This is a genomic window from Prevotella sp. Sow4_E9_plate (assembly GCF_052116205.1).
GTDB lineage: Bacteria > Bacteroidota > Bacteroidia > Bacteroidales > Bacteroidaceae > Prevotella.
The window spans coordinates 1-26758 of record NZ_JBQKLN010000037.1 but is presented as its reverse complement, the minus strand read 5'-3'; the positions used below and the strand labels follow the sequence as shown (position 1 = coordinate 26758).

Annotated in this window: 24 protein-coding genes and 2 pseudogenes; 9 read left to right on the top strand and 17 right to left on the bottom strand. The window is 46.0% G+C overall.

All coding sequences use genetic code 11. The features are described 5' to 3' along the window. Positions 1–9: 9 nt before the first annotated feature. The 3 genes and pseudogenes from ACTQ53_RS12920 to ACTQ53_RS12910 all read left to right on the top strand — a co-directional run bounded on the left by ACTQ53_RS12920 (position 10) and on the right by ACTQ53_RS12910 (position 2029). Positions 10–849, top strand: a pseudogene (locus ACTQ53_RS12920) (phospholipase). Between the two features lie 213 nt (positions 850–1062). After that, positions 1063–1611, top strand: coding sequence for an NUDIX hydrolase (locus ACTQ53_RS12915; protein ID WP_119227869.1), 549 nt, complete (start codon positions 1063–1065; stop codon positions 1609–1611). A gap of 85 nt (positions 1612–1696) precedes the next feature. Then, positions 1697–2029 (top strand): cupin domain-containing protein, encoded by a 333-nt coding sequence (locus ACTQ53_RS12910; RefSeq protein ID WP_022122055.1) that lies wholly within the window; start codon positions 1697–1699, stop codon positions 2027–2029. A gap of 129 nt (positions 2030–2158) precedes the next feature. On the opposite strand, the gene ACTQ53_RS12905 is transcribed toward ACTQ53_RS12910, so the two are convergent. Next, on the bottom strand, positions 2159–3520 hold the full coding sequence (locus ACTQ53_RS12905; RefSeq protein WP_297077002.1) for an NAD(P)/FAD-dependent oxidoreductase: 1362 nt from the start codon (positions 3518–3520) through the stop codon (positions 2159–2161). Between the two features lie 244 nt (positions 3521–3764). On the opposite strand from ACTQ53_RS12905, the pseudogene ACTQ53_RS12900 reads away from it, so the two are divergent. After that, positions 3765–3878: pseudogene (locus ACTQ53_RS12900) on the top strand (LacI family DNA-binding transcriptional regulator); the annotation flags it as partial. A gap of 84 nt (positions 3879–3962) precedes the next feature. Here ACTQ53_RS12900 and ACTQ53_RS12895 read toward each other — a convergent pair. From ACTQ53_RS12895 to ACTQ53_RS12850, 10 genes are all read right to left on the bottom strand, one after another. Next, positions 3963–4517, bottom strand: a complete 555-nt coding sequence (locus ACTQ53_RS12895) for an HU family DNA-binding protein (RefSeq protein ID WP_441933359.1) — start codon at positions 4515–4517, stop codon at positions 3963–3965. A 127-nt stretch (positions 4518–4644) separates the two neighbouring features. Then, complete coding sequence (locus ACTQ53_RS12890) at positions 4645–4833, bottom strand: hypothetical protein (protein ID WP_153125178.1); 189 nt, start codon at positions 4831–4833, stop codon at positions 4645–4647. Positions 4834–5155: 322 nt separating this feature from the next. Next, the gene (locus ACTQ53_RS12885; RefSeq protein ID WP_153125180.1) at positions 5156–5377 is read right to left on the bottom strand and encodes a DUF4248 domain-containing protein; all 222 of its coding nucleotides are present in this window, start codon (positions 5375–5377) and stop codon (positions 5156–5158) included. A 141-nt stretch (positions 5378–5518) separates the two neighbouring features. After that, the gene (locus ACTQ53_RS12880; protein WP_295346906.1) at positions 5519–6520 is read right to left on the bottom strand and encodes a CHC2 zinc finger domain-containing protein; all 1002 of its coding nucleotides are present in this window, start codon (positions 6518–6520) and stop codon (positions 5519–5521) included. A gap of 113 nt (positions 6521–6633) precedes the next feature. After that, on the bottom strand, positions 6634–7935 hold the full coding sequence (locus tag ACTQ53_RS12875; RefSeq protein WP_441933356.1) for a hypothetical protein: 1302 nt from the start codon (positions 7933–7935) through the stop codon (positions 6634–6636). A gap of 259 nt (positions 7936–8194) precedes the next feature. Continuing rightward, entirely contained in the window at positions 8195–8596 is a 402-nt protein-coding gene (locus ACTQ53_RS12870) for a hypothetical protein (RefSeq protein ID WP_441933354.1), read from the bottom strand. A gap of 275 nt (positions 8597–8871) precedes the next feature. Further along, positions 8872–9717, bottom strand: a complete 846-nt coding sequence (locus ACTQ53_RS12865) for a hypothetical protein (protein ID WP_441933352.1) — start codon at positions 9715–9717, stop codon at positions 8872–8874. 77 nt (positions 9718–9794) lie between these two features. Beyond that, complete coding sequence (locus tag ACTQ53_RS12860; RefSeq protein WP_441933350.1) at positions 9795–10874, bottom strand: hypothetical protein; 1080 nt, start codon at positions 10872–10874, stop codon at positions 9795–9797. A 137-nt stretch (positions 10875–11011) separates the two neighbouring features. Then, complete coding sequence (locus ACTQ53_RS12855) at positions 11012–11464, bottom strand: translesion error-prone DNA polymerase V autoproteolytic subunit (RefSeq protein ID WP_295346912.1); 453 nt, start codon at positions 11462–11464, stop codon at positions 11012–11014. A gap of 5 nt (positions 11465–11469) precedes the next feature. Further along, entirely contained in the window at positions 11470–12840 is a 1371-nt protein-coding gene (locus ACTQ53_RS12850; protein ID WP_441933348.1) for a Y-family DNA polymerase, read from the bottom strand. Positions 12841–12999: 159 nt separating this feature from the next. On the opposite strand from ACTQ53_RS12850, the gene ACTQ53_RS12845 reads away from it, so the two are divergent. Next, positions 13000–13512, top strand: a complete 513-nt coding sequence (locus tag ACTQ53_RS12845) for a nitroreductase family protein (RefSeq protein ID WP_295418925.1) — start codon at positions 13000–13002, stop codon at positions 13510–13512. Between the two features lie 74 nt (positions 13513–13586). Continuing rightward, entirely contained in the window at positions 13587–14264 is a 678-nt protein-coding gene (locus tag ACTQ53_RS12840; RefSeq protein WP_441933345.1) for a phosphatase PAP2 family protein, read from the top strand. Positions 14265–14333: 69 nt separating this feature from the next. On the opposite strand, the gene ACTQ53_RS12835 is transcribed toward ACTQ53_RS12840, so the two are convergent. Beyond that, on the bottom strand, positions 14334–16568 hold the full coding sequence (locus ACTQ53_RS12835) for a TonB-dependent receptor domain-containing protein (protein ID WP_441933343.1): 2235 nt from the start codon (positions 16566–16568) through the stop codon (positions 14334–14336). A 253-nt stretch (positions 16569–16821) separates the two neighbouring features. Between ACTQ53_RS12835 and ACTQ53_RS12830 the strand changes: the two genes are divergently transcribed. Then, a complete protein-coding gene (locus ACTQ53_RS12830) occupies positions 16822–19380 on the top strand; it encodes a S9 family peptidase (RefSeq protein ID WP_441933341.1) in 2559 nt (852 codons plus the stop codon). Here the strand turns inward: ACTQ53_RS12830 and ACTQ53_RS12825 are convergent. The 4 genes from ACTQ53_RS12825 to ACTQ53_RS12810 form a co-directional block, all read right to left on the bottom strand. Further along, a complete protein-coding gene (locus ACTQ53_RS12825) occupies positions 19327–20196 on the bottom strand; it encodes an N-acetylmuramic acid 6-phosphate etherase (RefSeq protein WP_294971747.1) in 870 nt (289 codons plus the stop codon). The two genes, ACTQ53_RS12830 and ACTQ53_RS12825, sit on opposite strands and share 54 nt — an antisense overlap. 87 nt (positions 20197–20283) lie before the next feature. Continuing rightward, positions 20284–20889, bottom strand: coding sequence for an HU family DNA-binding protein (locus ACTQ53_RS12820; RefSeq protein WP_287561323.1), 606 nt, complete (start codon positions 20887–20889; stop codon positions 20284–20286). Between the two features lie 371 nt (positions 20890–21260). Then, a complete protein-coding gene (locus ACTQ53_RS12815) occupies positions 21261–21581 on the bottom strand; it encodes a nucleotidyltransferase domain-containing protein (protein WP_441933338.1) in 321 nt (106 codons plus the stop codon). Positions 21582–21794: 213 nt separating this feature from the next. Beyond that, complete coding sequence (locus ACTQ53_RS12810; RefSeq protein WP_218484669.1) at positions 21795–22316, bottom strand: ferritin; 522 nt, start codon at positions 22314–22316, stop codon at positions 21795–21797. A 452-nt stretch (positions 22317–22768) separates the two neighbouring features. Between ACTQ53_RS12810 and ACTQ53_RS12805 the strand changes: the two genes are divergently transcribed. Beyond that, positions 22769–23071: a hypothetical protein gene (locus ACTQ53_RS12805; protein WP_441933336.1), complete on the top strand. Its 303-nt coding sequence runs from the start codon at positions 22769–22771 to the stop codon at positions 23069–23071. An 85-nt stretch (positions 23072–23156) separates the two neighbouring features. On the opposite strand, the gene ACTQ53_RS12800 is transcribed toward ACTQ53_RS12805, so the two are convergent. After that, positions 23157–24722: an AAA family ATPase gene (locus tag ACTQ53_RS12800; protein ID WP_441933334.1), complete on the bottom strand. Its 1566-nt coding sequence runs from the start codon at positions 24720–24722 to the stop codon at positions 23157–23159. A gap of 154 nt (positions 24723–24876) precedes the next feature. On the opposite strand from ACTQ53_RS12800, the gene ACTQ53_RS12795 reads away from it, so the two are divergent. Beyond that, the gene (locus tag ACTQ53_RS12795; protein ID WP_441933332.1) at positions 24877–26595 is read left to right on the top strand and encodes a sigma-70 family RNA polymerase sigma factor; all 1719 of its coding nucleotides are present in this window, start codon (positions 24877–24879) and stop codon (positions 26593–26595) included. Positions 26596–26758: the final 163 nt, after the last annotated feature.

The following is a 26758-nucleotide window of genomic DNA, read 5'->3' as shown; positions in this document are numbered from 1 at the left end:
AGTAGAAAAATGAAGAAGATATTTTTGTTCATATTATTCTGTCTTTCCGTATGCAGCATGTCGGCTTACGACTTTCTGCGAGCCGTGAAAGATGAGATTCCGGGAGGCTACAACTTCTGGGTTTATACGCCAGTAGATTATTTTTATTCGCAAGAGCATACACCGGTCATCATCTTTCTGCATGGTGCCAGTCTTTGCGGCAGGAATCTGGATAAGGTGAGAAGGTACGGACCGCTTGATGCCATCGTCAAGGGGCGCGATATCGATGCGCTGACCATCGTTCCGCAGAATCCGGGCGGGGCTTGGAATCCGAAGAAAATCATGGATATGCTCGATTGGGTGAAGAAGAATTATCCGTGCGATTCTACCCGGGTTTATGTCTTGGGCATGAGCTTGGGCGGTTATGGAACCATGGATGTCAGCGCCACTTATCCCGACAGAATAGCTGCCGGCATGGCGCTGTGTGGCGGCTGTTCGTATAAAGATGTGAGCGGATTGGGCGATTTGCCTTTCTGGATTATCCATGGAACTGCAGATAGGGCAGTACCGGTCAAGCAATCGAAGGTGGTGGTAGATAAACTTGTGAAGGATGGCAAGGATACCCGATTGATATACGACTGGTGGAAGGGTGCCAATCACGGTACCCCTGCCCGAGTGTTTTATCTGAAGAAAACCTATCAGTGACTCTTTTCGCACAGTCTTTCAGATAAAGACAGACCCGTGAACCGAAACATCAGTATTACGATGAGCGATCTGGGAAGGGCGTATGGTGACGTGAACCGAAATGCCCCTCAGCCTGAACTCATCGATGGTCCGAGTGTAATCAAGCAAGAGGGAAATGAATATTAAGGAATCAGGTGAACAGTTCTGCTACCTTCTCCAGCCAATTCTTATCAATATCATCGAAGGTGCTGAGGTATTCGCTGTCAATATCCAGTACGGCAAAAAAAAATGAAAAACTGTCATTTTCATAGAAATATTTCTATCCTTTCAATCTTTTTTCGTACTTTTGCACCATCAATTAAAATAAAGAAAATTCAGTTTTTTAAATGAAGTAAGAAAATGGCTGATAAAGATATGAAATGGAAGACGCTCTCGCAGAAGTATCTGATAGAGAAGCCTTGGCTCACGGCACGAGTGGATAAGGTGGAATTGCCTACGGGAGCCATTATCGATGAATATTACGTGCTGGAATATCCCGATTGGGTGAATACCATCGCCATCACGAAGGACGGAATGTTCGTATTCGTTCGCCAGTATCGCTATGCGATAGGGAAGACGGTGAATGAACTCTGCGCAGGAGTGATAGAGAAGGGCGAGGACCCGATGGCGGCTGCCAAGCGAGAGCTGATGGAAGAGACTGGATTCGGAGGCGGTAACTGGCAGAAGTGGATGACGATTTCTGCCAACCCAAGCACGCATACCAATCTAACCCATTGTTATCTGGCTACGGATGTGGAGCGCATGGATGTGCAGCATCTTGACCAGGCTGAGGATATCGAGGTTCGCCTCTTCTCCAGGGATGAAGTGATGGAAATGCTGGAGAAGGGAGAAATCTGGCAAAGCCTGATGGCGGCTCCCCTATGGAAGTATTTTGCGAAAGCAAAGTAAGCTGCAGGGCTTCATTTATAAAAGCCAAGTAAACAGCAGACAATAGACTGTAAGCAATAGATATTAAACAATAAACATTATAAAGATGGTAATAGATTTCGAAAAAATTGCTGAGGCTCATTTGGAGGGCTTCAAGGGTGGACAGGGTAAGCTCGATACTCGTAACTATGTGGATGACAAGGTGAAGATTATGTATTCTACCTTGCGTCCGGGTGCATCAACTGGTCTTCATACTCATGAGGGCAACTGCGAGATTATCTATGTGGTAAGCGGCACTGCTACTTTCCATTATGATGATACCGTGGAGGAGGTTCGACAGGGACAGGTGCATTACTGCCCGATGAACCATGCTCATTATATGGAGAATCTCACCGATCATGATCTGGTGTATCTCGCCATTGTGCCTGAGCATCATTAATATCCCTGGAGTATCAGGGAAAAACACATCATATTCCTCCTGAGGAAAACGAAAAAAGAAAGTCCAACTCGGATGCCTCTCTTATAGAAAGGCTCCAAGCTGGACTTTCATCGTTTTTATTTCTTCATATTAATCTTCTTCATTCTCCAGCAAGTCGGTGCCGAGGTGAGTGGTCTGTTCACGCTTTAAACGGTCGCGCACTTCCTTAGGCTTGGTGGCGTAGGTAATCATTCGGATAGAATCGTTGTAGCTCACGTACTTCCAGAGCCAGTTGAGCATTACCATTACCTTGTTCTTTACGCCAAGGATAGAGCGGAGGTGAACTACCAGCCACAATACCCAGGCAAAGAAGCCCTGGCTGTGGAACTTGCCAAGCTCTACCACAGCCTTGTGTCTTCCGATGGTAGCCATAGAACCCAGGTTCTTGTAGCGGAAAGGCTTGAGCTGGGAATCAGCGGCTCCCTCGGCAATCTTCTGGATATTCTTAGCAAGGAGTGCTGCCTGCTGAATGGCTACCTGTGCCAACTGTGGATGACCGCCAGGATAAGCTGGGTCTGTGGTCTGGATACACTGGTCGCCGATGGCAAAGAGACCGTCCATGCCAGGGATGCGGTTGAATTCATCTACTACGATTCGGAAACCACGGCCCAGATGATCGCCATCAATACCTGTGATAGGCTGTGCCTTTACACCTGATACCCAGAGGAAGGTACGGGTAGGAATCTCCTGACCGTCCTTCATCAGAACCTTGTGGTCCTTGTAGTCGGTTACCATTTTGCCAAACTGTACATCCACACCCATGCTGGTAAGGAATTCGTATGCTTTCTTAGAAGAGTCCTGTGACATTCCGGCGAGCAGTCTGTCGCCCGCTTCCAGGAGATAGATGTGCATCAGAGATGAGTCCATATCAGGATAATCATAAGGAATCACGTAGCGCTTCATTTCAGAGAGGGCTCCGGCTATCTCCACACCTGTAGCACCACCGCCTACAATCACTACGTTCAGCAGTTCCTGTCGCTCTGCTTCCGTGGCACAGGTCAATGCACGCTCCAGGTTACTCAGCACGGCGTTGCGCAATCCCATTGCCTCAGAAACGGTCTTCATCGGAATCGCCCATTTCTCGATGTTGGCATTGCCATAGAAATTGGTGGTGGTTCCTGCTGCGAACACCAGGTAATCGTACTCAATCTTACCGATGGAAGTCTGCAGAATCTTCTTGTCTGGGAACACGGCTCTTGCTTCTGCCATGCGGAAGTAGAAGTTCTTGCGCTTGCGGAAAATCTGGCGGAACGGGAAGGAGATGGAACTTGGGTCGATACCTGCCGAGGCAATCTGATAGATAAGCGGAGGAAACTGATGGAAGTTGTTCTTGTCAATCAACACCACCTGCAGGTTTGCATTGCAGAGGTCTTCTGCCAAACGAAGACCACCGAGTCCACCACCTACAATCACAACTCTCTTCAACTGATTTCTCTTGATATTAATACTCATAACTGCTGCTGTTTTTTGTATAATTAATTACATATATTTGCTACTGATTTTTCATATTATAGGCATTTAGCCTAGTCATCGCTGAAATTCGCTTGCAAAGGTACAGCTTTTAATTGAGACGGCAAAGAAAGAAGTGTAGAAAAACAGGGTAGAAGACTGTTGCAATCGTTTCCATTTTAGAAACGGGTAACTGATGTTATAAAATGTAATATACAGATAGCATTTTGAGGAGCTCTTCCAGCTTTTTGATGCCGTTTTCGCCTTTACTGATACTTTGGCGATAGGTGCGCAGAATCGGCTCCGCGCTTTGGGTAAGCGGGTACCGGAAGAGATTTTCGTGGCTGGTTTTTCGGGCACGTTTGCAAGGTTTTTTTACAAAAAAACGGCTGTACCCAATTGCTTGAGCACAGCCGTCAGTCTATATCGTATGATTATAGGGCTATTACAAACCCATATCGCCGCCAGGGTTGTTGCCTTCGCCTCCGCCAGGGTTGTTGCCTTCACCTCCGCTTGGGTTGTTGCCTTCGCCTCCGCCAGGGGTGTTGTCTGGGTCTTCCACATCGCCTTTATCGCCAGAGGTAACGTTCTTGATAACCTTGCCGTTGCGGTCGTAGCAGGTTATCTGGATGGCAGTGTCCATCAGTTCCTGTTTGATTTCCACGTTAGGCGTGAAGATGACACGTCTGGCAGTGATGAGTCCGCTTGCCACCTCGTTCACGGTTTCCACGCTCTTGGCTCTTACGCCAAATCTCATGGTGCCCAGTCCTGGAATAGCCACGGAGTGACCTTCGGTGGTCCAAGCCTTGATTACCTCGCCTGCGGCATCCCAACATGCCTGCATCACGCCTCGGCTCACTCCGCTGCGCAGAGCAGCCTCTTTGATAACCTTGCTCTCAGAGAGCTTGTTGTAAAGCTCGGTGCCGAGCACGTAACGATACTTACCTTTCAACTCACCCACCTGGATGAGGGTTTCCTTTGCTTTCAGATTAATTGCCATAATACTTTAAATAATTTATAATTAATAATTTAGAGAATTGATAATCGTAATTTCCAAGTTAAATAGAGACTTGGTTGTCAATATCTTTCCCTTCGTAATTTTACCTTTAAAAAATTCTTTTTACCATTTATCTAATGGTGATGGTAGGCACGAAGTGAGTGGAATCGGCTCGGGTGGAGATATTGTTCTCCTGTTGCTGTCGTTGGTTCTTTCCTATTACCAGTCCTGCGGTGCACGAGCTGGTGAGGTAGGTGACGATGGCAGAGCACACGGCCACGATGAGATACTTGATGAATGCTTTCATGTTTGGGTTCATACGTTTCTCTTGCCCCCTTTTAACTTCCCGTCCTCTTATAAAAAAAGGAAAAGAAGGACTCGTATCGGGACATGGAGTCTAGGTTATAACTTGATGCATCTGAGATTTTCTCTTTCTTGTCTGAGACTTACTCCAGATGCTCTTTTTCATTTTCCCAACTGGAGAAATATTTTTCTCCAACTAGGAAAGTGATTTTCCAGCGCTTTCTGAATCACGATGCAAAGATACAAAAACAGCCGCCAGCGGTTATGCGTTGGCGGCTGATGCCGTGAGATGGCGGCACATTTTTCAGAATATTTTTTCGTAAATTTCTGAAACGGTATTATCCCGGTTCGCCCAGATACTCCACGATGGCCTTCACCTGTTTAGGCGAGAAAGCCTTGCTGGTCTTCTTGTAGCCCATCTTCTGGAGTTCATCCCACAGAGGGGTACAAAGTCGAATCCAAGCCATCAGATGGTTGACGGCAGTGCGTGGCATGCTCTCGGGAAAGTACATCAGGGCAAGTTCCTTCTTGGTGTACGTGTGAATGATAAATTCTTCCATATTTATTTTGCTTTAAAAATTAATAACTGACTCAAGTTTCTTATGTGGTTCAAGAACGGGCTGAAGGCCCAAAAGCTCCTAGCTCAGGGCACGCCCTGGGTATAATGGCAATCAGCAAGGCACCCTGTAAGGGCAAAAGCTTCAAAATACTGGGCAATATACAAAGCTTTTCAGAAAATAGTCGCTGAAATCCTTGCATCCAGGGGGCAACTGGTGATGCACCAGCGAGGGCAGAATCTCCTTCAACTGCATGTAGAGATGTTCGCCCGGCGCATCCTTGTCGGGATACATGTGCCATTCTATCTTGAGCTTTTCTCCCATTTCTGCCAACCATTGCTTGTCGGCTGGTTTCAAGAGCGTGGCAGACGGAATGGCTATCGCCTTGTGTCCGGCAGAGAGCATCGCCCAGCAGTCGCTGCACCCCTCGGTGATGTAGAGAGGTTCACCAGGCGAAAGCTGTCTTGTGACGGGCAGATTATAGATGCCGCATTGCGAACCGTAGGGGAATCGGAAGCGGGGAATGCTCTTTCCCGAAGCTTCTTTATCTGGATTCGCCTTGCCTAAATCGCTCTTTCCCGAAGCTTCTTTGTTAAGATTCGCCTTGCCGAGATTTCGGTTTTGGATGCCGATGAGTTTTCCGTCCACGTCATAGTACGGAGTCTGTAGCCAACTGATGCCCTCCTTATCCGTCCATGATGTCAGTCGGCACCAGTTTACCACTCTCGCATCAATCCGTCTCTCCTCGAAGAGGAATCTACGTGCCGCCTCGTTGAGCCAAGGATGCTCGAAGAATCGGGCGTACTTGCTGGCATCAAAGGAGGGTGCTTTCGAGGTGGGTGCTTTCTCCGGAGAATATTTCTCCTTTCCATCTGCTATATAAACTTGATGCGCATCTGCCAGCCAACGGCAAGCCGAGAGAAAATCCTTGCCTGTATATTTCATCACAAGGTCGATGGTGCCGATGCTGTGGTCCATACATACGTAGCAGCGGCAATAGTTCTTCCTCGTGTTGAACGAGAAACTGGCGTGATGATCGTCGTGGAAAGGGCAGAGGCACTTGTGCTTCGACACCTGCATTCCCAGTCGCTCTGCGACCTCCTCTATTGGAAGGTCGCGGAGCTTTTGAATTTCATATTTTTCCATACAAAAGTCTTTTTTTACTTTTTTCAAACAAAAGTCTTTTTTCAAGCAAAAGTCTTTTTTCAAGCAAAAGTCTTTTTTCAAACAAAAGTCTTTTTTCAAGCAAAAGTCTTTTTTTACTTTTTCAGATACTCTTTCGTCTTGGTGTAAAGCCCAGTCTGGGCGCAGTAGGTGATAAACTCACGGTTCTTCCAAACCCTGAGCTGATGCTTGGTGCCCTCCTTGCTCTTGCCCAGGCTTAGGCGCAATGCCTCCAGCTGCTGCTCGTTGAAGGAATTATCCAGGCTGTCGAGCATATTCTTTGGTCCGCTCTTCTGAGTCTCCTCCTCGTTGGCATCTGCGCCCTTAAACATGTCGCCGAATACCTTTACCTTCGACCACAGGTCATAGTAGCAAAACCATACCACGAAGTCGCCGATGCTTCGAGCCCACTGCTGATCGTTCAGAATCCACAGCACTGCCCCCTTCTTCCATGCCGAGAAGATGCTGCGGTGGGAGAGCTCCCAGAGCATGTCGTCGTCGGCTAGGTCGGCTAGCTTCGCCATCTCCTCTGCCAGCTGGTCAGCTATCTTGTTGAGCGGCTTCACGGTGAATGCGCCCTTGCAGTTGTCCAACCTGAGCAGATAGCTGTCCAGCTGTTCCATGAAGTCCTGCCCATAGGTGCCTTGGCGTGGAATCCTGCCCAGTCGCTCGCCGCGAGCCTTGTAGGCAAAGGGGATTCTGCCGAAGAAACCGTTGGTCAAGTCTTTCTTGTAGAAGAGGCGGGCGGCATCGGGGGTGGAAGTAAAAGTGAGGTTCACCCGCAGCACGGGGTTACCCGTCACGCCATCAGCCGTGGCACGCAGGGCACCAGCTCGCTGACAGTCGTAGATGTTTCTCACCATCTGGCTCACCTGTCTGTGTCCGCCGCACATCTTGTCTGCCATCTCCACCTCGGGCAGGTTGAGGTATTGGGTTCGCTCGCCCAGCTTCTCCAGAGCCATGGCGTTCTGTATGAAGGCAGGGTTGGTGATGTCGGCAGGTGGAAACCAGAAGCTCACGTCCGGACGCTCGGGTTTTTCCTTGTTGGCACCCTTGGTCTTCATCTGTCGTTGCCAGTCCACGAGTTTCTTATACTCTATCTCATCGTGTTTGCGAAAAGACCGCATGATTGCCTCTACAAGATGGCTCAATTGCGCCTTTCCGATGCCCGAAGGACCTATCAAATGCCCCATTTGGCCGCACATTTCATAAAATTTGTTGTCGCAATACATGAATCTTACGTCCGTGAGATGGGCTGCCAAGGCAGGAATTGCCATCGGAATGAGCACTTCTCGCATGTCTTTTGAGGCTTGTGAGAGGGCAAGTTTCACAAATTCTGTGCCTTTGCCCGGTTTTGGCATCGCTGGAGCGGTGCTGCTAAAAATGTTGTAATTCATTGCTTTCTAGAGAATTAAATCAATTTTTGGTTTGTTACTTGGGGGGCTTAGCGTCTCAGTCTCAGTGTCTCAGTTGTTTTAAAAGGGGTATCCACTTCTATCTATATATTATATAACTAATTAATTATCAATAAGTTATAATACATAAGAAAGGGGGTGTGAAGTGGATTTGTGACTTTTTTCCTAACTGAGACTGAGACGCTGAGACGGTTTTGCTGCCTGCAAGCTGAGCTTGTCAAGCAGCTTTGGCCCCCGAAAATCATCTCTTCATCTGATAGTCCACGATGGCGTCCTTGGCGATGGCTGCTTCCTTGTAGATAGCCTCGGCGATGTTTTCGCCCTCGTCGCAATACACTTTGAGTGTGAGCTGTATGGCCTCATCTTTGGTCTTGCTCACTCTGCCGTGCGCCAGCTTCTTGATGAGCTGCGACTGCGGCTTAACCTTGGGCTTGGCCACGAAGTCGAAGGTGCCGTCGGTCATCTGCTGAGCGATGCCATGGCATCGGAATCGTGGCAACAGGCCTGCCACAGGCTCATCGGGCGAGAAGAGGAAGTATCTGCCACCGTCGTAAGAAGCCATGCCAGAGAGCAGTGTGTGCTGCTGGGCGGTTAAGAACTCGGTGTGCTTCACACCATCCATTTTAAAATCATTGTTATACATAATCTTAACGTTTTACGAGTAGAAGAGAGCCTTTTCAAGAAAAGAAAGGTGTCGACACTTATTTCCCGGGAACTCTCCCTCTGATAGACTCGTATCAACTCAGATTAAACAATTAGTTTTGTCCTTTAGACAGGTGCAAAGGTAGTAATAGATGGTGGATGGTCAAAAGGTGGTAGAAGGTACTTTCAAAAAAATAATTACCACCAAATTACCCGCTCACTTTCAGATAGTTAGCGAAAAAATGGTAATTTGTTGGTAATTTTCTGGGGTAATCTTTATTTCATGTTCATGGTGAGCCAGGCTTTTATCAGCTTTGCTTGCTCTTTTGAGAGTTTGGTGGTTTTGCTCAATTCCTTGTGGCTCTGCGAGGAGTTCCAATTTTCCTTGATCAAGTCTGCAAGTCTTGAGCAGGAAGCTACATCGTGGCCCAGGGTTTTTAAATGACTGTTCAGAAGCCCAGCCACATTGCACACCAGCGTGATGTTGATAGAAGTGTTGTTTGAGCTGCTTTTGGGATGCTTTCGGGAGATTTCCTCTACCAGCTCCTCTTTCTCCAGCAAGTACTTCCACAGCTCCTCCCATAGGGGCCAGCAAGCCTTGAAAGCCTCCTTTCTGTTCCAGCCCTTGGTGGCTTCCAGTATCCCGTAGAGCAGCGCCTCTTGCCGGGCCTCCGTCTTAGCCACCCCAGTGCTTCTGAATCGCTTTATTGGATCGCCACGGCGGTAGATGGTCTCCTTGCCGGTGGATGGGTCGAACTTGTTGGCCTCTATCTCTTGACAGAATTTCTCGAAGAGGGGCTTGGCTTCTGGGTTGCGGTCTTGTGAGCTCATGATGGCTATCCAGATGTCCTGATATTTCTCAAACACCTCGTCGCCGGCTGCCATCAATCTTGCGAAAGTCAGGGCAGCTGTCAGGGGAGGCAATTCCCTTTCCATTCCTATAGTTCTGCCTAGGCAGGCTGTTTCTATAAGCAAGTCGGTCACCGCATAGCTCGCATCATCCAGGTCTTCGGCGAATCGGGCTAAGTATCGTTCGGTTTCATCCCAAGTCAGGAGGTCTAGGTTGCGGAGTTTATCTGCCACATCGTCATTTGTTGTGTCAGAGGCTTTTTTTTCTCCCATTATTCGTAGGTATTGAGCCTGCTGTCTATAAATCGGTTCTTCTTTTCTGAGGTTCTTGCGCCTTCTGTCGTTTTGTGTCATGCTTTACCGTATGCTTTGTCCATGAATGATTGGGTGGATTGAATTGGGTCGCCATCAAAGAGCCCTATCTCGTGGTTCACATCCTCGATGTTTTTACGTTCCGCATCAGTCATCTGTTGCGTCTTGGCAGTTTTTCCTCCAAGCGTGATAGGGCGGGCGCCTATTGGCGATACCTGGATGCTGTCGGCATTTTCTGCGCAAAGTTTCATGTATTCTCGCTGTTTCTCGTCTTCTTCGTTGAAACTGAGTTTTTCTCCCTCAGACGATTCTTGTATGATAACGAGATTGGAATGAAACATTTCACGATAGATGATATTGGCACGTCTCATAGCTTCGGTTACTTTTGGGTCGTTGATTTGTGGGAACTTTACACACAGTTTATTGAAACCACGTGGAAACTGCTTTCTGTCGCTCACTAAACTCCAGAAGTGCTTGTCATCGCGGATGGGCACCACTTTCACCAGGAGTCCATAGCGGGCAAAAGCCTTGCTCAGGGCACGGGCAAGTGAATCGGCCACGGTATCGGTCTTTTTGAATACGGAAGATTTCACTTCGATGGCTACACGCTGATAGGTGCCGCGGTTGTCTATGATGATGTGAAGTGACTCGTAGTCGTCTTCTATCACGGCTTTATCCAAAAAGGGTTTCGGACGATGGCTTATGCTTCTACAGCGGGCTAGTTCCAGGATGGCAAATCCATCCTTCGGTGCAGAAGTGTATTTGTGGTAGAGCTTTTTCTTTCTGCTGCTGGTGAAGGTTAGCGTTGGTTTTACGCTAGCCGAATCAAAGGGAAAGGCTAGCTCAGTTTTTGCGCTAGCCGGATTAACAGGAAAGGGACAACGCTCGGCAACCTGCTGATTTGGTTCGGCAGCCTGCTGATTTTGTTCGGCAGCCTGCTGATTTTGTTCGGCAAGGAGCATCTGATAGTCATTTTCCAGCAGATAGTTGAGCAGTTCGCTCTTTTTCTCGAACGCCTGTCTTGGGTTAAAACTCTCCGATAGCTCGGGGAATAGGTTTATGGAGGAGTCTTTCTTCTCTATGACCTCAAACTCGTATCTATATAAAGCGTATTCCATGGCTTTTTTTGATGATTTTGTTTTATTGTTTTTTATTAATTTGTGTTTAATGCAGTATTGAAATGCCGCATTTTAGCCAACAAAAGTAATAAAAAATACCGAAAGCGATTAATTATTTTACGTTCTTTAACTTAAAACTATTCAGCAATCTGATGAATCACATAGGTCACCACGCCCCAAACCATGAACCGGTTGGTTTCATCTACCCGGATAGGCGAGAAATCACTGTTCCATGGGATGAGCCAGCCAAAGGTTCCGCTTTCGTCCATTTTGAACTGTTTAATGGTGAATTCGCCATCCACGAAGGCGATGACGAAGTTGCCGTTAGAGGGTTCTATCTGCCGGTCAACCACAGCGAGGTCACCGTCAAAAATGCCTGCATCCTTCATGCTGTCGCCCGAAACACGCACGTAAAAAGTTGCCTCACGATGGCGAATCAGAATATCGTTGAGGTCTATTTCTCCCTCCATATAGTCTTGTGCCGGCGAAGGGAAGCCGGCTTTTACGCTTTGTTCAGCCAGCGGAATCGGCATTTTGGCTCCGAATTCCGCAGGATGAATCGTCAGTTTTATCTTGTCTTTATTCTCCATTTCGTTTATTTGCTCTTTACTTTCAGAATTTCATTGATGTCTGTAGTGAACCGTTGCGACATATATTCCCGCTTCAAGTCGAATCGGCAACCGTTTCCCTGTACGGCTTGACGGATGGTTCCATAGCCGTTCTTCCGGTTGATGGCATCGATGGCTTCCATCAGTGCCTTTTGCTTGCTTCGGTCGATAGGGTCGAAGAGGTCCTGCTGGCGAGGATTGTCGGGGGAGATTTGCCACAGGATAACGCCTGCTTTCTTGAAATTGAATGACATTCCAGGGCGGTCAGCTCTGCTGTCTGTCATTGGTTTCGGATATTTGGCGCGGAGAATAGTGAGGGCGGCACCCACAATCTCGTCCTGCGCATTGGTGGCGATGGGTAGGGTGAGGGAGTCGTGGATGGTATATTCGGGCACATTCTCATTGAATCTGGAAGTCCATGCGAACACCGTAATACCCTGGCATACGCTACCTTGCCTCCTTAATTTTTCAGTACAGCGTACAGCGAAATTAGCCACGGCTTCTTCTATCACGTTCTTGTCAGTAATGCCCTCGTCGGCAAAACTCCTGCTGGTGCAGATGCTCTTCTTCTGCGGCAGTTCCTCGATGCTGATGCAACTCTCTCCGTTCAGTTCCTTCCAGGTCCTGACGGTGGTGATATTGAAATGGCTGCGCACCCAACTTTCTTTCTTATCCGCAAACTGGGCAGCAGTTCGGATTCCCATATAGTCGAGCTTCCGGGCTATCTGCCTACCTATTCCCCATACGTCTTCTACGGGGAAGAGAGACAGCGCCTTGCGTCTCCGTTCGTCTGTGTCGATGAGACAACAGCCCTGATATCCCTTGTATTTCTTGGCGAATTTAGAACCGATTTTTGCCAGAGTCTTCGTTTCTGCGATTCCGATGGAGATAGGGATACCCACGGCTCGTAATACATCAGCCGAAATCCTGGCTCCATATCGGTGGAGGAGAGATTCGTGATCAGAAGATTCATAATCAGGAGAAGTAGAAGTTTTCTTCAGATATTCCCTGAAGAATGACTCTGCCATAGAACTGTCCACTTCGAAGAAACTCTCGTCGATGGAGTATTGGTCGATATGGGGTGAGTAGTGCGATAGCATCGACATCACCCTATTGGAAAGTGAACCATAAAGCGTGTAGTTGCTGGAGAAGATAGCCACGCCTTCAGCCTCCAGCTTTTCCTTTACCTGATAGAATGGGTCGCCCATCTTGTAGCCTAAAGCCTTGGCTTCTTCAGAGCGTGCGATAATGCACCCGTCGTTGTTACTCAAGACAACCACGGGCTTCCCTATCAGGTCGGGGCGAAACACTCGTTCGCACGAACAGTAGAAGTTGTTGCAATCTGCTAATCCTATCATTTCCTTTAAAATTAACAACGATTTCTTGTACAATCTGCAAAATTACGAAAAATAATCCGAAACCTATTACCTTTTATCCTTGTTTTTTGGTTGTTCCGTAATTTTTTCTTAACTTTGTGCCCATAATTTAGATTAGAATAATCGTAAAATCAGAACGATATGAAAGATATGTTATCATTGAGCCAGTCGAGATTCTCGGCTCGTAAGTTTACCTCTGAGGCTGTAAGCCAGGAGGATTTGGATTATATCATGCAGTGTGTGCAGCTGGCACCGTCTGCTGTGAACAGACAGCCTTGGCTCTGGCTCATCGTCCGTTCTGCAGAGGCTAAGGAGAAATTGCAGGAATGCTACGATCGTGAGTGGTTTAAAACAGCACCGATGTATATCGTGGGCATGAAAAACGTGAATGAAAACTGGGTTCGCAGATATGATGAGAAGCCTCATGGAGATATTGATGTAGCCATCGCTACAGAGCATCTTTGTCTGGCAGCCACCGAGCGTGGACTTGGAACCTGCTGGGTATGCAATTACGATACCGATAAGATGCAGCAGTTCTTCCCTCGTGAGGGCTATGAGGCAGTTGTTATTATTCCTATCGGGCATATTGCAGAAGATTGTCCTCATGCCGAGAAAAAGCGCAAGGACATGAGCGAGATAGTAGAAGAAATCTAGGATAAAAATGGAAGCAAAATGGAAATGGCTTCCCTTTTCGCCATACATGCCGGGTACGCCATATTAACATGAATATGAAAAGAATAAGAAAGATATTAATAGGTGGAATCATGATGATTCCTGCCCCTGTCTTTTCGCAGAATATGATGATGCCCATGGGGCAGAATACAACGGTTCCTATAGAGCAGACTACCCATTACAAGCGCTATCATGGTGATGGAATCGATGATGTCCTGCGCCTGGTGCCAACGGCATCTGTCTTTGGATTGAAGATGTTGGGCGTGGAGGCTGAGAGTTCCTGGAAGCGAAGGATTGCTGTTTCGGTGCTCTCGTTCGGCGTCAATGCGGCTGTAACCTATTCGCTCAAGAAGTCGATACACAAGATGAGACCCGATGGGACTGATAATGAGTCGTTTCCTTCCGGACATACCTCTGTGGCTTTCTGCGGTGCCACCACATTGATGCACGAATATCGCAAGGTTTCTCCTTGGATTGGTGTGGCGGGCTATGCGGTGGCTACGGGAGTGGCTGTGGATAGAGTGCGCCGCAATCGCCATCATTGGGAAGATGTCGTGGCGGGTGCAGCCATCGGTGTAGCCTCAGCAGAAGCCGGCTATCTGATAGGCGATTGGATTCTGGGAAAGAACAAGAAGAAAGGAAAGGAGAGTGATGGAGAGAAAGAGAAGGATATCAATGACAATATCAGTCTTTCGATAGCTCCAACAGGTATTGATTTAGCTATCAGATTATAAAAAACAATCAGTTGTATAGAACGGAAAAATCAGCAGAAAAGAGTCTTCCTGCTGATTTTTCCGTTTTTATTATTTCTCCATTCCTCCTGTCTGGATTCCCTGTTGCTCTTCCTGGAAGTCATTCTTGATGTTTGACTTCGCCTGCTGGAATTGCTTCTTGGTGTTTCCGAATTTCCATGTCAGGGTAAGACTGATCTGGCGCAATGGCACTTTTACGGTCATGTTCTGTACGTAATCCGAACCCACGGTCTTCTGCTTGATGTTGAGCTTGTCGTCGGTAGGAGTGAGGAACATCAGACTCAGGTCAAGCTTATCCTTCACGATAGATTTGGAGAGGGTGGTATAGAAGAACGACATACCGCTCTGATAGCCCTGCAGATTATGCTGCTTGGTCTGGATGATGCTACCCACGGTCCATTGCAGTTCCCAAGGCAGGGTCTGTTGCAGGTTGATCATCGTGCTGCTGTTCCATCCGTTGTTCCATCCCAGGGCATCGCTGCGCAAATCGTTGTAGCTCAAGCTCTCGTTCAGCATCAGTCTTGTTTTCTTGAACATCAGCCAATTGATGAATACATTCATGCTGGCGTTGCGGGTCTTCGAAACATTGCCGTAGGTGGTGTTGAGCAGGTTGTCGGCATCGAGGAAGGAATACTGCTCTATCTTGTTGTCGCAGAATCCGTAACCCAGGGTGGTGCTCAACATGAATCGCTGGTTATAGTAATTGAATACCATGTTCAGCTGATGCGACTTCACCACGTCGAGATCTGTATTGCCATAGGAGATGGCAGTAGGATTACTGCGGTCTATGTATGGATTCAGATAGGTGATGCCAGGACGGGTGATGCGCAGCTGATAGTTCAGTCCGATGTTCATGCCTGGTGCGATGTTGTAGGAAAGGCTGGCGCTAGGTACGAGATTGCCGTACTGTTTGTCGAAGTCATCGCCCTTGCCCTGTTCAAACTTCACCTTTTCCCAGGTCTGCTCGTAGCGGGTTCCCATCATCGTTCCCCATTTTCCGAAGTTTCCTTTCCATTCAGCGTATGCAGCCAGAATATTCTGGGTGTTCTTGTATTCCATGCTGTTGGCTGGGTTCAGAGTCTCGGTCTTATCGGCTGCTACATCATAGTAGCGGGAATCGCTCTTGTTGGTGCGGGCGATGTATTTGGCGCCGAAGTTCAAGCGCTGTGTCTCGCTGAGCGAGTGGGTGAAGTCTGCCTGGAAGGTGTGCTCCGTGCCACGGGTTTTGCTCTTTGAGAGCAGGTCGTGGAGCTGAATTCCCGTTACCTGACTGATGTCATCATAGAACGTATAGTTGTCGATATGGGTAGGGTTGGTGCTGAAGAGATAGCTGAGGATGAGGTAGTTGGTTCGCTTCTTGTTGAAGAATCTCTGATAGTCGATGCTTCCATTGAAAGAAGTGTTGTCCAGATCCTGCTTCATCTCGTTGCCGTATTCGAAGCCCTTGCCATAGATGCCGCCAGACATCTGGGTAAGCGGATGACCGTTCAGCTTCTGACCGAAGGTGGTCAAGCCAGCCGTGGCGCTGATGTTGCTCAGCGAATCGAGTTCATAGCTGAGACTGATGTTACCCATCGAGAACGGCTGCTTCATGTCTGATTTCTGATAGTAGTTCATCAGGCTTCCGTCTTTCTGCGTACGGTCGAAGGAGATGGTTGTACCGTTCATCTTCTGGTAGTTGTACATACCGTTGGCACTGTAGGTAAGTTTGCCCTGCTGACCGCTGATGAAGGCAGAGATACGCTGAGCCTGATTGCCGGTAGCGGCACTGATGTTGCCGTTATATCCATTGCTGAGGTCGCTGCTTCCAGCTCCGCCCAAGGTCTGCTTGTTGAGTACGATGTTGAGCACTCCGCCCGTTCCTTCTGCATCATATTTGGCTCCAGGGTTGGTAATCACTTCTATGTTCTTCACCATGTTGGCAGGCATCGCCTTGAATATCTGCGATGGGTTGGCAGAGAACATGGGATTCGGCTTTCCGTCTACGTATACCTTGAAGCTGGAAGAACCATTCACGGTGATGTTGTCCTGTCCGTCTACAGTTACCATCGGAACCTTGCGCAGCATATCGAGTACGGTAGAAGCCTTGGCATCGGCATCCTGCTCTACGTTGTAGGTCATCTTGTCGGTCTCCATCTTAACCAAAGGCTTGGAGGCAACCACGGTTACAGCATCCAGGTCCATATCCTTCCAGATGGAATCAGTAGCCTCAACCTGGTTCTGTGCGAAACTTTCGAGCGAACATACGAGCAAAGAGCTCAGTATTATCATATTTTTCTTGTTCATAACAATCTTTTTTTAGTTTTAATACTTCTTTCTTTTTCTGTTTGACGATGCAAAGGTAAATGGATTTTTTGGAATGACAATGAACGGAATAGGGGTTTAACCCAACTATAACTTTCTGAAAGCTCTTCTTAACGTTCAGATAACATAAAAACAGAATAATCCCGATAAAAAGCAAAAAATGTAAGCGAAAGTTTCGCTTATCTCAACTTTTATTTGTAATTTCGCAGAAAATTTAATATAATTGAAATAAATCATGATGAAAACAACAAGAAAGAGCCTCTTGGCTCTCACTTTCAGCGCAGCTCTCTGTGCTTCGCTTTCTGCCAATGCCGATACTATCGAGGTGCAGAAACTGAAGCATGTGGGTCCATTCCCTGTGTCTACTCCCTGGATGGCAGACAGCGTAAATGTGAAGGGAGAAAAGTTTGCAATGGAGGGGGTATTAGACTCTCCATTATCGTTCAGCCTATTGAATAATGGCAAGGAAGTGGCTGCTTCTCAGCTCTTGGCTGATAATGCCAAGCAGAATGCACTCCATCTGGCTTCCTTCACCGTATATAACACCAGCCGTACCAAGGCTACTGTAGAGGTAAAGGGCTTGAAGCAATACCGCCTCTTCGTAGATGGCGAGCAGGTGAAGGTGAATGGTGACAAGGCTGAGACCGTCTTGCTGCCTTCTACCCATACTGTGGTCATCAAATATCTCACCGCATCTGATTCGTCTTCCGATAAGACTGCAGACAAGGATGCTGCCAACGATTTCAAGGTGAGCGTTACTGCTGCCGATGGCAAGCAGCTGAGCGTGGGCGAGGCTTCTGCCAATACCAAGCGCACCCTTAATATATATGATGCAATCTGCATGCCAAACTATTCAAGTGTGGCACTTTCGCCAAATGGCAAGTTTATGATTGTGCGCAAGACTTGGGTAGACCGTCAGGGCAAGAAGCATAGCATCAACGAGCTGAGAAACAGCCAGACCAACAAGGTCGTTGCTTCCTTTGAGGAGAACGTAAGATGGATGCCTCGCACCAACAAGATGTACTTTACCGAGAAGGCGGGCGACAATGCCATCGCCGGTGAAGGAAAGGCAGACGGAGCCATGCAGCTTATCACCATCAATCCGCTGAATATGGAGCGCGAGGTGATGGCGGCTAATATTCCGGAAGGCTGGTTCCAGTTTACTCCTGATGAGAAATCGCTTATCTATACGCTTTATATGGAGGGTAGAAAGCAGGATGCTCAGGTGTTTGATGTAAAGGAGCCTGATGACCGCCAGCCTGGATGGAGAAACCGCAGCTATCTTGCCAAGTATGATTTGGCATCGGGCATTCTCCAGCCGCTTACTTTCGGCTATCACAATGTATATCTCAATGATATCTCTGCCGACTCCCGCTATCTGCTCATCGGCAAGAGCGAGGAGCGTCTTACCAAGCGTCCTACAACGGTCAATTCCCTCTATCGTCTCAATCTGAACGACATGAGCGTGGAGACTTTGGTAGAGAAGGGAGAATTCATCAATAGTGCCCAGTTCTCTCCAGACGGCAAGAGCATCCTCATAACCGGTTCGCCTGAGGCTTTCAATGGCATCGGAAAGAATGTAGAAGAGGGACAGACACCAAGCATGATAGATACACAGCTCTATCTGATGACTTTGGCAGACAAGAAGGTGAAACCGATGACCAGGGATTTCAACCCTAACGTGCAGAGCGTGGATTGGAGCATGGCGGATGGAAACATCTATTTTACTGCCGAGGATAAAGACTGCATGCATCTCTTCCAGCTCAATCCTAAGACCGGAAAGTTCACTCTCCTGAAGACTCCGGAAGAGAATATCAAGAGCTTCTCCATTGCAGCGGCTGCTCCGGAAATGGCGTTCTCTGGTCAGAGTGCTTCCAATGCCGACCGTCTCTACAAGATGAATACCAAGGCACAGAAGGCTCTGCTGGTGGATGATCTCAGTGCCCGACTGCTGAAGGACATCGAGCTGGGCGAATGCAAGGCATGGAACTATGTGAACTCTCGTGGCGATACTCTCTGCTGCCGTTACTATCTGCCTCCTCACTTCGATGCTGCGAAGAAATATCCTATGATTGTGAATTACTACGGCGGTTGCAGTCCTACCACCCGTATGTTCCAGAGTCGCTATCCTCATCATGTATATGCAGCGATGGGATATGTAGTTCTGGTGGTTAATCCTAGCGGTGCTACCGGTTTCGGTCAGAAGTTCTCTGCCCGCCACGTGGATACGGCAGGCGAGGGCGTGGCAGAAGACATCATTGCCAGCACGCAGGCTTTCTGCAAGGAACATAAGTTCGTTAACAGTAAGAAGATAGGATGTATCGGTGCAAGCTATGGTGGATTCATGACCCAGTACTTGCAGACCAAGACCGACCTCTTTGCCGCAGCCATCTCTCATGCCGGTATCAGCAATCATACCAGCTATTGGGGCGAGGGTTATTGGGGCTACAGCTATAGCGAAGTTTCCATGGCGAATGAGTATCCTTGGACCAACAAGCATCTCTTCGTTGATCAGAGTCCGCTCTACAATGCTGATAAGATTCATACGCCATTGCTCTTTGTGCATGGTACTGCCGATAACAATGTACCAGTGGGCGAGAGTATCCAGCTCTATAATGCATTGAAGCTCCTCGGCCGTCCAACAGCGATGGTATTGGTAAAAGACCAGGACCATCACATCATAGACTACGAGAAGCGCCTCAAGTGGCAAGATACTATCTTCGCCTGGTTTGCCAAGTGGTTACAGGATGATGCCAGTTGGTGGAACGACATGTACGGCACCGAGAAGATGTAATTTCTCTTCTGCCTTCTTCACGCTTCCTGATTCCAGAATCAGCTGTTTCACCTCCTCGTAGTCCGTATATTGCGGATTGCGTTCCATGAAGATGCGGCAGGCACGGTCGATGAGTTTATGGTTGATGAGTTTGGCGTTCACCATCTTGTTGCCTTCCACCCGTCCTTGCCTGATCTGAAGGGAAGTGCTTATCATGTCCAGAATCATCTTCTGCGATGAGCCTGCTTTCATGCGAGTGCTTCCCGTTACAAATTCCGGTCCTGTGATGACTTCTACGGGATAATCGGCTGCTTGGGCGATGGGAGAGTGGGGATTGTTGACGATGCAACCCGTAGGAATGCCTTCTTTCTTGCAATGCTGCAAGATGGAAAGCACGAATGGGGTTGTGCCGCTGGCAGAAAAACCGAGTACGAAATCCTGCTTTGAGATATGTTTATCGCAGAGCTGGTGCCAACCATTCTCCAGGTCGTCTTCTCTTGATTCCCTGGTTTGCGTAAGGCAGCCGATGCCTCCAGGGAAGATGGCTTGTATCTGCGAACCGTCGATGCCATAGGTGTTCTGTACTTCTATGGTATCGAGGGTAGCCAGTCTTCCGCCCGTTCCGCAACCGGCATAGAAGAGTCTTCCGCCCTTCTTCAGCTGCCCTTCGATGGCGGAAATCAGTTGGTTGATGGCGGGTAATGCTTCTTCTATTGCCAGAGCCACCTTCTTGTTTTCTTCATTGATATGAGCGGTGAGTTCAGCTACGCTCATCTTTTCCAGATGTTCGTAGAGCGAGCTCTGCTCTGTTATTCTCTTTTCTTCTTTATTTGGCATATTATTTTATCTTTTGGTTGTAGATTACGAAAAGCTTGATTTCAGGCTATTTCCTATGGCTATAGCCGATAGTCCTGATGCAGGTTTCTATTCTTCTGCCAGGAAATAAACCGGAGCATTGCGTGAACCTTCTTTAATCAGGAAACCGGATTTTTCCAGTTGCTTCAACCAGTTGAGTGCAGTCTGTTTGCGGATATGAAATTCCATTTCCAGGGTTCTGCGGTTGATGGAGCGATGGTCTTTCATATACTCTCTTATTTTCTCCTTCAAGGTATCTTCAGAGAAAGGGTAGGAGCGGGAAGTATATTGCGATTTCTCGAAATGAGTATGATGCTTCACCTGTTTCAGCAGGTCTTCATTGGGGCGGAACTTGATGCCCCTTACGCTAACGTAGTCGGCTCTCACCTTGCTGTCAGGCTTCAGTTCATCCATATCCAGATTTACCGAGAGTGAGAGGTATCCGATTTCCGGGATGTTGATACGCTTTCCATCCTGCAGGTCTTCTTCGATAATGTCACGCAGTTGCATGAAGACAGTAGCCACTTCTCCCTTTCCCAAACAGCTATGTTGGGCTATTCGTTCTATCATCTGCTTGTCTGTCATCGCAGGTTGCTCAAAGATATGGGCGAATCGGCGTGTCTCTTCATTTCCTCCAGCATTGGGAAGATAATGTATTTCATATTTTATAGCCATAGTTTTCTCAGTTTTATGTCAGCAAGAATAAAATGTTCTTGTTATCACCCATTATTGTCTGGTTGACGTCGCAAAGATAAACAATTATTCTGAGAATCAAGAAGAAAAGAGGAAAGAAATACAGATAGAATTTGGAAATACTGTGATTGGCGGTTTGAAATGACAGAAATAGTTGTTGGAAGAGATAGGATAAGTTGTCGTAAGAGATAGGATAAGTTGTTGGAAAAGATAGGAATAGTTGTCGAAAGAGATAGTATCGTCAGCCGCACAACAGCTGTTATGCAATCGCACATCAGCTGTTGTGCGGTTATCTGCCACGTGTTGTGCGCTCGTAAAGCGGCTGTTGTGCAGTAAACTTTCTACCCCCTTTATCATATTGCAATCCCTTCCCTTGTTACATTATGATTAAATAAGGTATGACGGTTTTCTTCCCATTCTTTTTGTGAGAATAGGACAGGATTGATAGTTTCATCAATATCCCATCCTAATTCTCTTAGTGGATAGGAATACTTGTCGTAATCTTGCAGAGTGACCTTTGGCTTGTCGAGAAGAACAAGAATGTCCCAATCGCTTCCTTCGTGTTCTGTACCTCTGGCGCGAGAACCGAAAAGGATAGCCTTTGCGTGAGGGTCTATCTCATACAATTGTTGTGCATCGCTTCTATAATTTGGTTCTTCTTCATACGCAATCATTCACTATTTCACCGCAAATTTATATACTCATTTTATTCAAGTTTCGCAAGTGAGGGAATTGATTGAAGTTAAAGAAGTTATCACTCCCTACGGTCGTTCGGGAAGTTAAGGGACAATAGTCTTCTAGCGTAAAACGTAGGACATTTGTCCCTTAACTTCCTTCTAACTTCCCTAACTTCACTTAACTTCCCCATATGCGAAAGTTCAGTCATTTTACGCCTTGTTGGCCAATGGCGCTGCCTGGGTATAGACTCTTGCGCCAAGCTCCTTGTCGAGCATGTATAGACCATAGCCGTTGTCCTTGATCATGCGAAGGTTGTCGATGATGTTCTGGGCGTTCTCCTCTTCCTCCACCTGCTCATCTACAAACCACTTGAGCATGCTCTGTGTGGCATAGTCATTCTCCTGGGTAGTGAGAGCGAAGAGGTTGTTGATGAGGGAGGTAACCTTCTGCTCGTGTGCCAAGGTTGACTCGAAGACATCCAATGGATTCTCCCATGTGGTAGGAACGGCATCTATAGCCTTCAATTCCACGTGACCGCCACGCTGGATGATGTAATTGAATATAATCTTGGCATGGTCTTGCTCCTCCTGAAACTGAACCTGGAACCAGTTACCCATACCTGGGTTGCCGTTGGCATGGCAATATGCCGCCATAGACAAATATAGGTATGCTGACCACATCTCTGCATTAATCTGGGCGTTGAGCGCCTCTTCTACTTTCTTATTTAGCATGGTTTTCTAAATTTAATGAGTTAGACTTTTTGTTTGTACCATATATGAAGAATGGCAATTCTTTGCCTTTTCTTACAAGCACATCGCAAAGTTACGGCTTTTATTTGAAATGACAAAAAATATTAAGAAAATTTTAATCTTGGAAGATTCAATTTCTGAAAGTATGGTTACTCAACTTTCGTACACGCGAAAGTTGAGTTAATTATCTATAATAAAACAATACCATAGAGCAATACTGCGTTAAATTAACATTTAATCGTCTGTAAATCAATAACTTATATTAAGAAATGCTTATGAAAACTTAACTATAAAAAGTTGGTCAAGTCGCTGATTTTCAGTAACTCATTAAGCGTTATCGCAAGGAACTTCTCAAACTCTCAACCCTCATAGTTGCAGATGCTTACTTCTCTACAAGTACATTTGTTAATGGGATAAAGAAAGAAGGGTTCTCTTTGATAAGCCGCTTTCGTGACAATGCTTGTCTCTTTTATGTCTATGCTGGTCCACGTACTGGAAAACGTGGTCGCCCCAAGACCAAGGATGGCAAGATTGATATGAAGAATCTTGACCTCACTCGAATGGAGAAGATGGAGATGAAAGATATAGAAGGAACAGCTTATACTTTGATAGCCTATTCCAAGGCACTCAGGTGTAAAGTTAGACTTGTCATCTGGCAGATGCCGAATGGCAAGAAGAAACTATTCTTCTCTACAGACACCTCACTTTCGGGTGAAGAGGTACTTCTTTATTATTGAACCAGGTTCCAGATCGAATTTTGCTTTCAATGCTTCGTTCACATCACTAAATGTTGCCAAGGTAACTATAAAAGCTTTTTTTATCTTATGCTTTTTCGATTATCCAATTTTCGATATTCCCAGTTTTACAGTCGAAGTTGATGCCGACCTTGGTTATTGGCTTGCCGCTTAGTACAAATCGTTTGTGATAGTTCTTCAGGTTGATTTGCTGCATTGCAGACTTCGCACTCTTGTCCAACTTAATCTCCAACAGAAAAAGGTCTGTATGGGTGAGCAATACGATGTCAACTCTGCCGTTGGGTGTATGAACTTCAACGTCCACCTGATAGTCTGTAAGCAGAGAGAATATGACGAAGAGCATCTGCTGGTAATGTCCCTCATAATGAGCGTTGTTGCAGTAAGGAACTGTTCCCAGGAATGTCTGGAGTAGGGTTAATGCCTCCTCCATATTCTGCTTATCCAATGCCTGTGCGATACGACGGGCTGTATTGGTTGTTGCAAGCGTATTCTGTGTGACGTATGATGGAATCAGTGCCTTGGTCAGTCCCATTTTCACCTCCTTGTTAGGAACATCAAGAACGTAATAGTTGTAGTCTTCATGATATTCCTTGATGGTGATATATCCACTTTGGTAAAGCAGCGGCATGATGGTTGGCATATTCTCCGTAGGAGCATCAAACTCGCTGGCATCAGCCTCCACTCGGGTGATGATATCTGTAGGAACTACCTGATATTTGCGCATCATATTGATGAGATAAGTTGGAGTGCCGGAAGTAAACCAATAGGAGCCGAACTTGTTTTCAGCAAAGCAATTCAGCAGGCTATATGGATTGAAGATATCGGGTGAGAATCTTGTAAAATGATAGCCGTCATAATTCTCTTTCAACTTGTCGATTACTTGCTCTTTCGTTATGTTTCTTCTTCGGGCAAGCTCCTCAATATCTTCCGACATCTGCATCAGAAGTTCTTCTTTGGTGATGCCACAGATACCAGCATAGTCATCATTCATGGATATGTTGGTGATGTTGTTCAGTTCGCTGAAGATGCTGATTTGCGAGAACTTGGTGATGCCTGTCAGGAAGACAAAGCGTAGTTTAGCTTCGCTGTATTTCAAAGGACTGAAAAAGTTGCGCATGATATTGCGCAAGGTATCCAACTGTTCTTGCTCGTGAGCCACATCCAGTATGGGCGCATCATATTCATCAATAAGCACGACTACCTGTTTTCCGGATTTCTCGTATGCAGTATTGATCAGTTCTGTCAATCGATTATTGGCATCAATTTGTGGCTGTGTGATACCCCATTTCTTTTCTTCTGTTTCCAGTATGAATGCGAGATATCTCTCCAGCTGTTCTTTATTCATGTGTTTGCCTCCGCTCAAATCAAAGTGGAGCACAGGATATTCTGTCCACTCCTTTTCCAGCTTTTCGATGGCAAGACCATTGAATAAGTCTTTCTTGCCTTCAAAGTAACTCTGGAGGGTGGTTAGAAATAGGGATTTTCCAAAGCGGCGTGGACGTCCCAAGAAGAAATAGGTACCGCTGGTGTGAGTCAGGCGGTAAACGTATTCCGTCTTGTCGATATAGAGCTTGTTTTCCTTGCGGATTCGCTCGAAAGTCTGTATGCCTAATGGATATAACTTAAGTGCCATAATCTTCGATGTTTATATTTCCACCGCAAATATACAATTAATATTTGATATATGCAAATAATCAAGCGCTTTTATGTTCTTTAACAATTTTTCGTGCAGTATTCATGCTGGTTTCATATCTATATATAGATAAATTGTGCAAAATAATATACTCATGGATTCAAATATACAAACTTTAGTATTTAAAGCAAAACAAGGAGATAATAGTGCTTTCAGCACATTGTATCAGATATATTATCCTAAAATGAAAGGTATATGTATCAATATTCTTAAAGAGGACAAGGATGTCATTGATGACCTTGTCCAAGATGCATTTATACTTGCACTTGTTTCTTTGAAAGATTTGAAAAATCCAAACAGATTCAGCCAATGGCTTACAAGTATAACTTCTAATCTTGCATTAAAATACAAAGAGAAGGGTAATACATTAAGATATATTTCTTTATCAGACATAGATGAAAGTGTGATTGACAGCTGTGATGATTGTAGAAATACAGTATCTTCTATCCAATACGAGGATATTATGGCTGAAATCGATAAATTACCAGTTGGATACAAAAAGGTATTCAAGCTTTCTGTGCTAGATGGTTTGTCTCATCAGGAAATTGCAAGGTTGCTTGATATAGCTCCACACAGTTCTTCTTCGCAATTAGCGAGAGCTAAGGCTTTGTTGAGAAACAAATTGAGCCAGAGAACAATACTAATTATGGTATTGGTTCTCATCATTATTCCTGTATATAAGCAACTTATAATCAAAAAACAGCTTATTTCAGAAAATGATACCAATATAACACGCAGACGTAAAATAAAAGGTCCAGTTAGTCCAGCATCAAAGAACGATGTTGACTCTACAAACTGTACCCCAAAGCAGAATCCATGTACTCATTATCACAAGATACTAACCATAGAGACTATAGCAGCAATGCGTGATGACACAACGGAAATAAAACATAATATAATTGCAAATATAACAGATACATTGCAAGATGAAAAGCAGTTTGCTGTAAATAGAACTGATAGTATCTTGGTAAAAGATTCTATCATCGCCCCTAATCTCTATAAGGAATCATGGATTACAGAAAATCTTGAGGTTCACAAAAGGAATAAGTGGCAATTACTGGCTGCAGGTTCTTTGGGCACGACTCTTGTACAGAGTGTATGTAAGTTTATGAAAAGTAACGATATTACTAGTGATTTGCCTTCTGGTCCGGACCAGCCAACAGACCCAACCAACCCTTCTGGGAAGTATTTCACGACATGGGAAGACTATGCAAAAGAGCTACATCGCATATCCCAGGCAGACCCTACTACTGAAAATGTAGCCATGGCAGATATTGCAGACCACAATAGTGGAGAAATAGTAGAAGTAGAACATCATGACAAGCCAATAACATTGAGCATTGCTGTAAATAAAAACATAGGTAAAAGATGGAGTTTAGAGACAGGACTTCAATATTCTTATCTGAAATCATATCTCATTCTTGGTACTGGTAGCTATCGTGTTGACAAGGAACAAAAGCTCCACTATCTTGGTGTTCCTTTCAAACTGTCTTATCAATTTATGAAGTTCAAGAGATTGTCAACTTATGGTTCTGTAGGCACTGGTATTCTGATTCCAATATATGGAAAAACTGATGCAGATTATATCGTTGGAGATAAGTCTGCATACACAACAGATTGGAAACTGACGCTCCCGATACAGTGGTCTGTAAATACAAACATCGGAATCCAATATCAGTTTGCACCAAATCTGAATCTGTTTATAGAACCAACTATGAATTGGTACATTCCGAATGGTAGCTGTATTAAGAATGCTTGGACAGAACGTCCATTCACATTTACCGTTCCGTTTGGAATAAGGTTCTCTTGGTAAAAAGTCTCTTTTCGCATGCAGTCTTTTTGGCAAATTTGTATCTATATGATAAAACAATAGTTCGTTAATAATTCAATAATGTGCTAAGCAGCTATACGCTGTAAGCACGAGAGATCTTTGAAAATCTTGCTAATTAAAGTTCGGTTCGGGGTGTACCCACTTG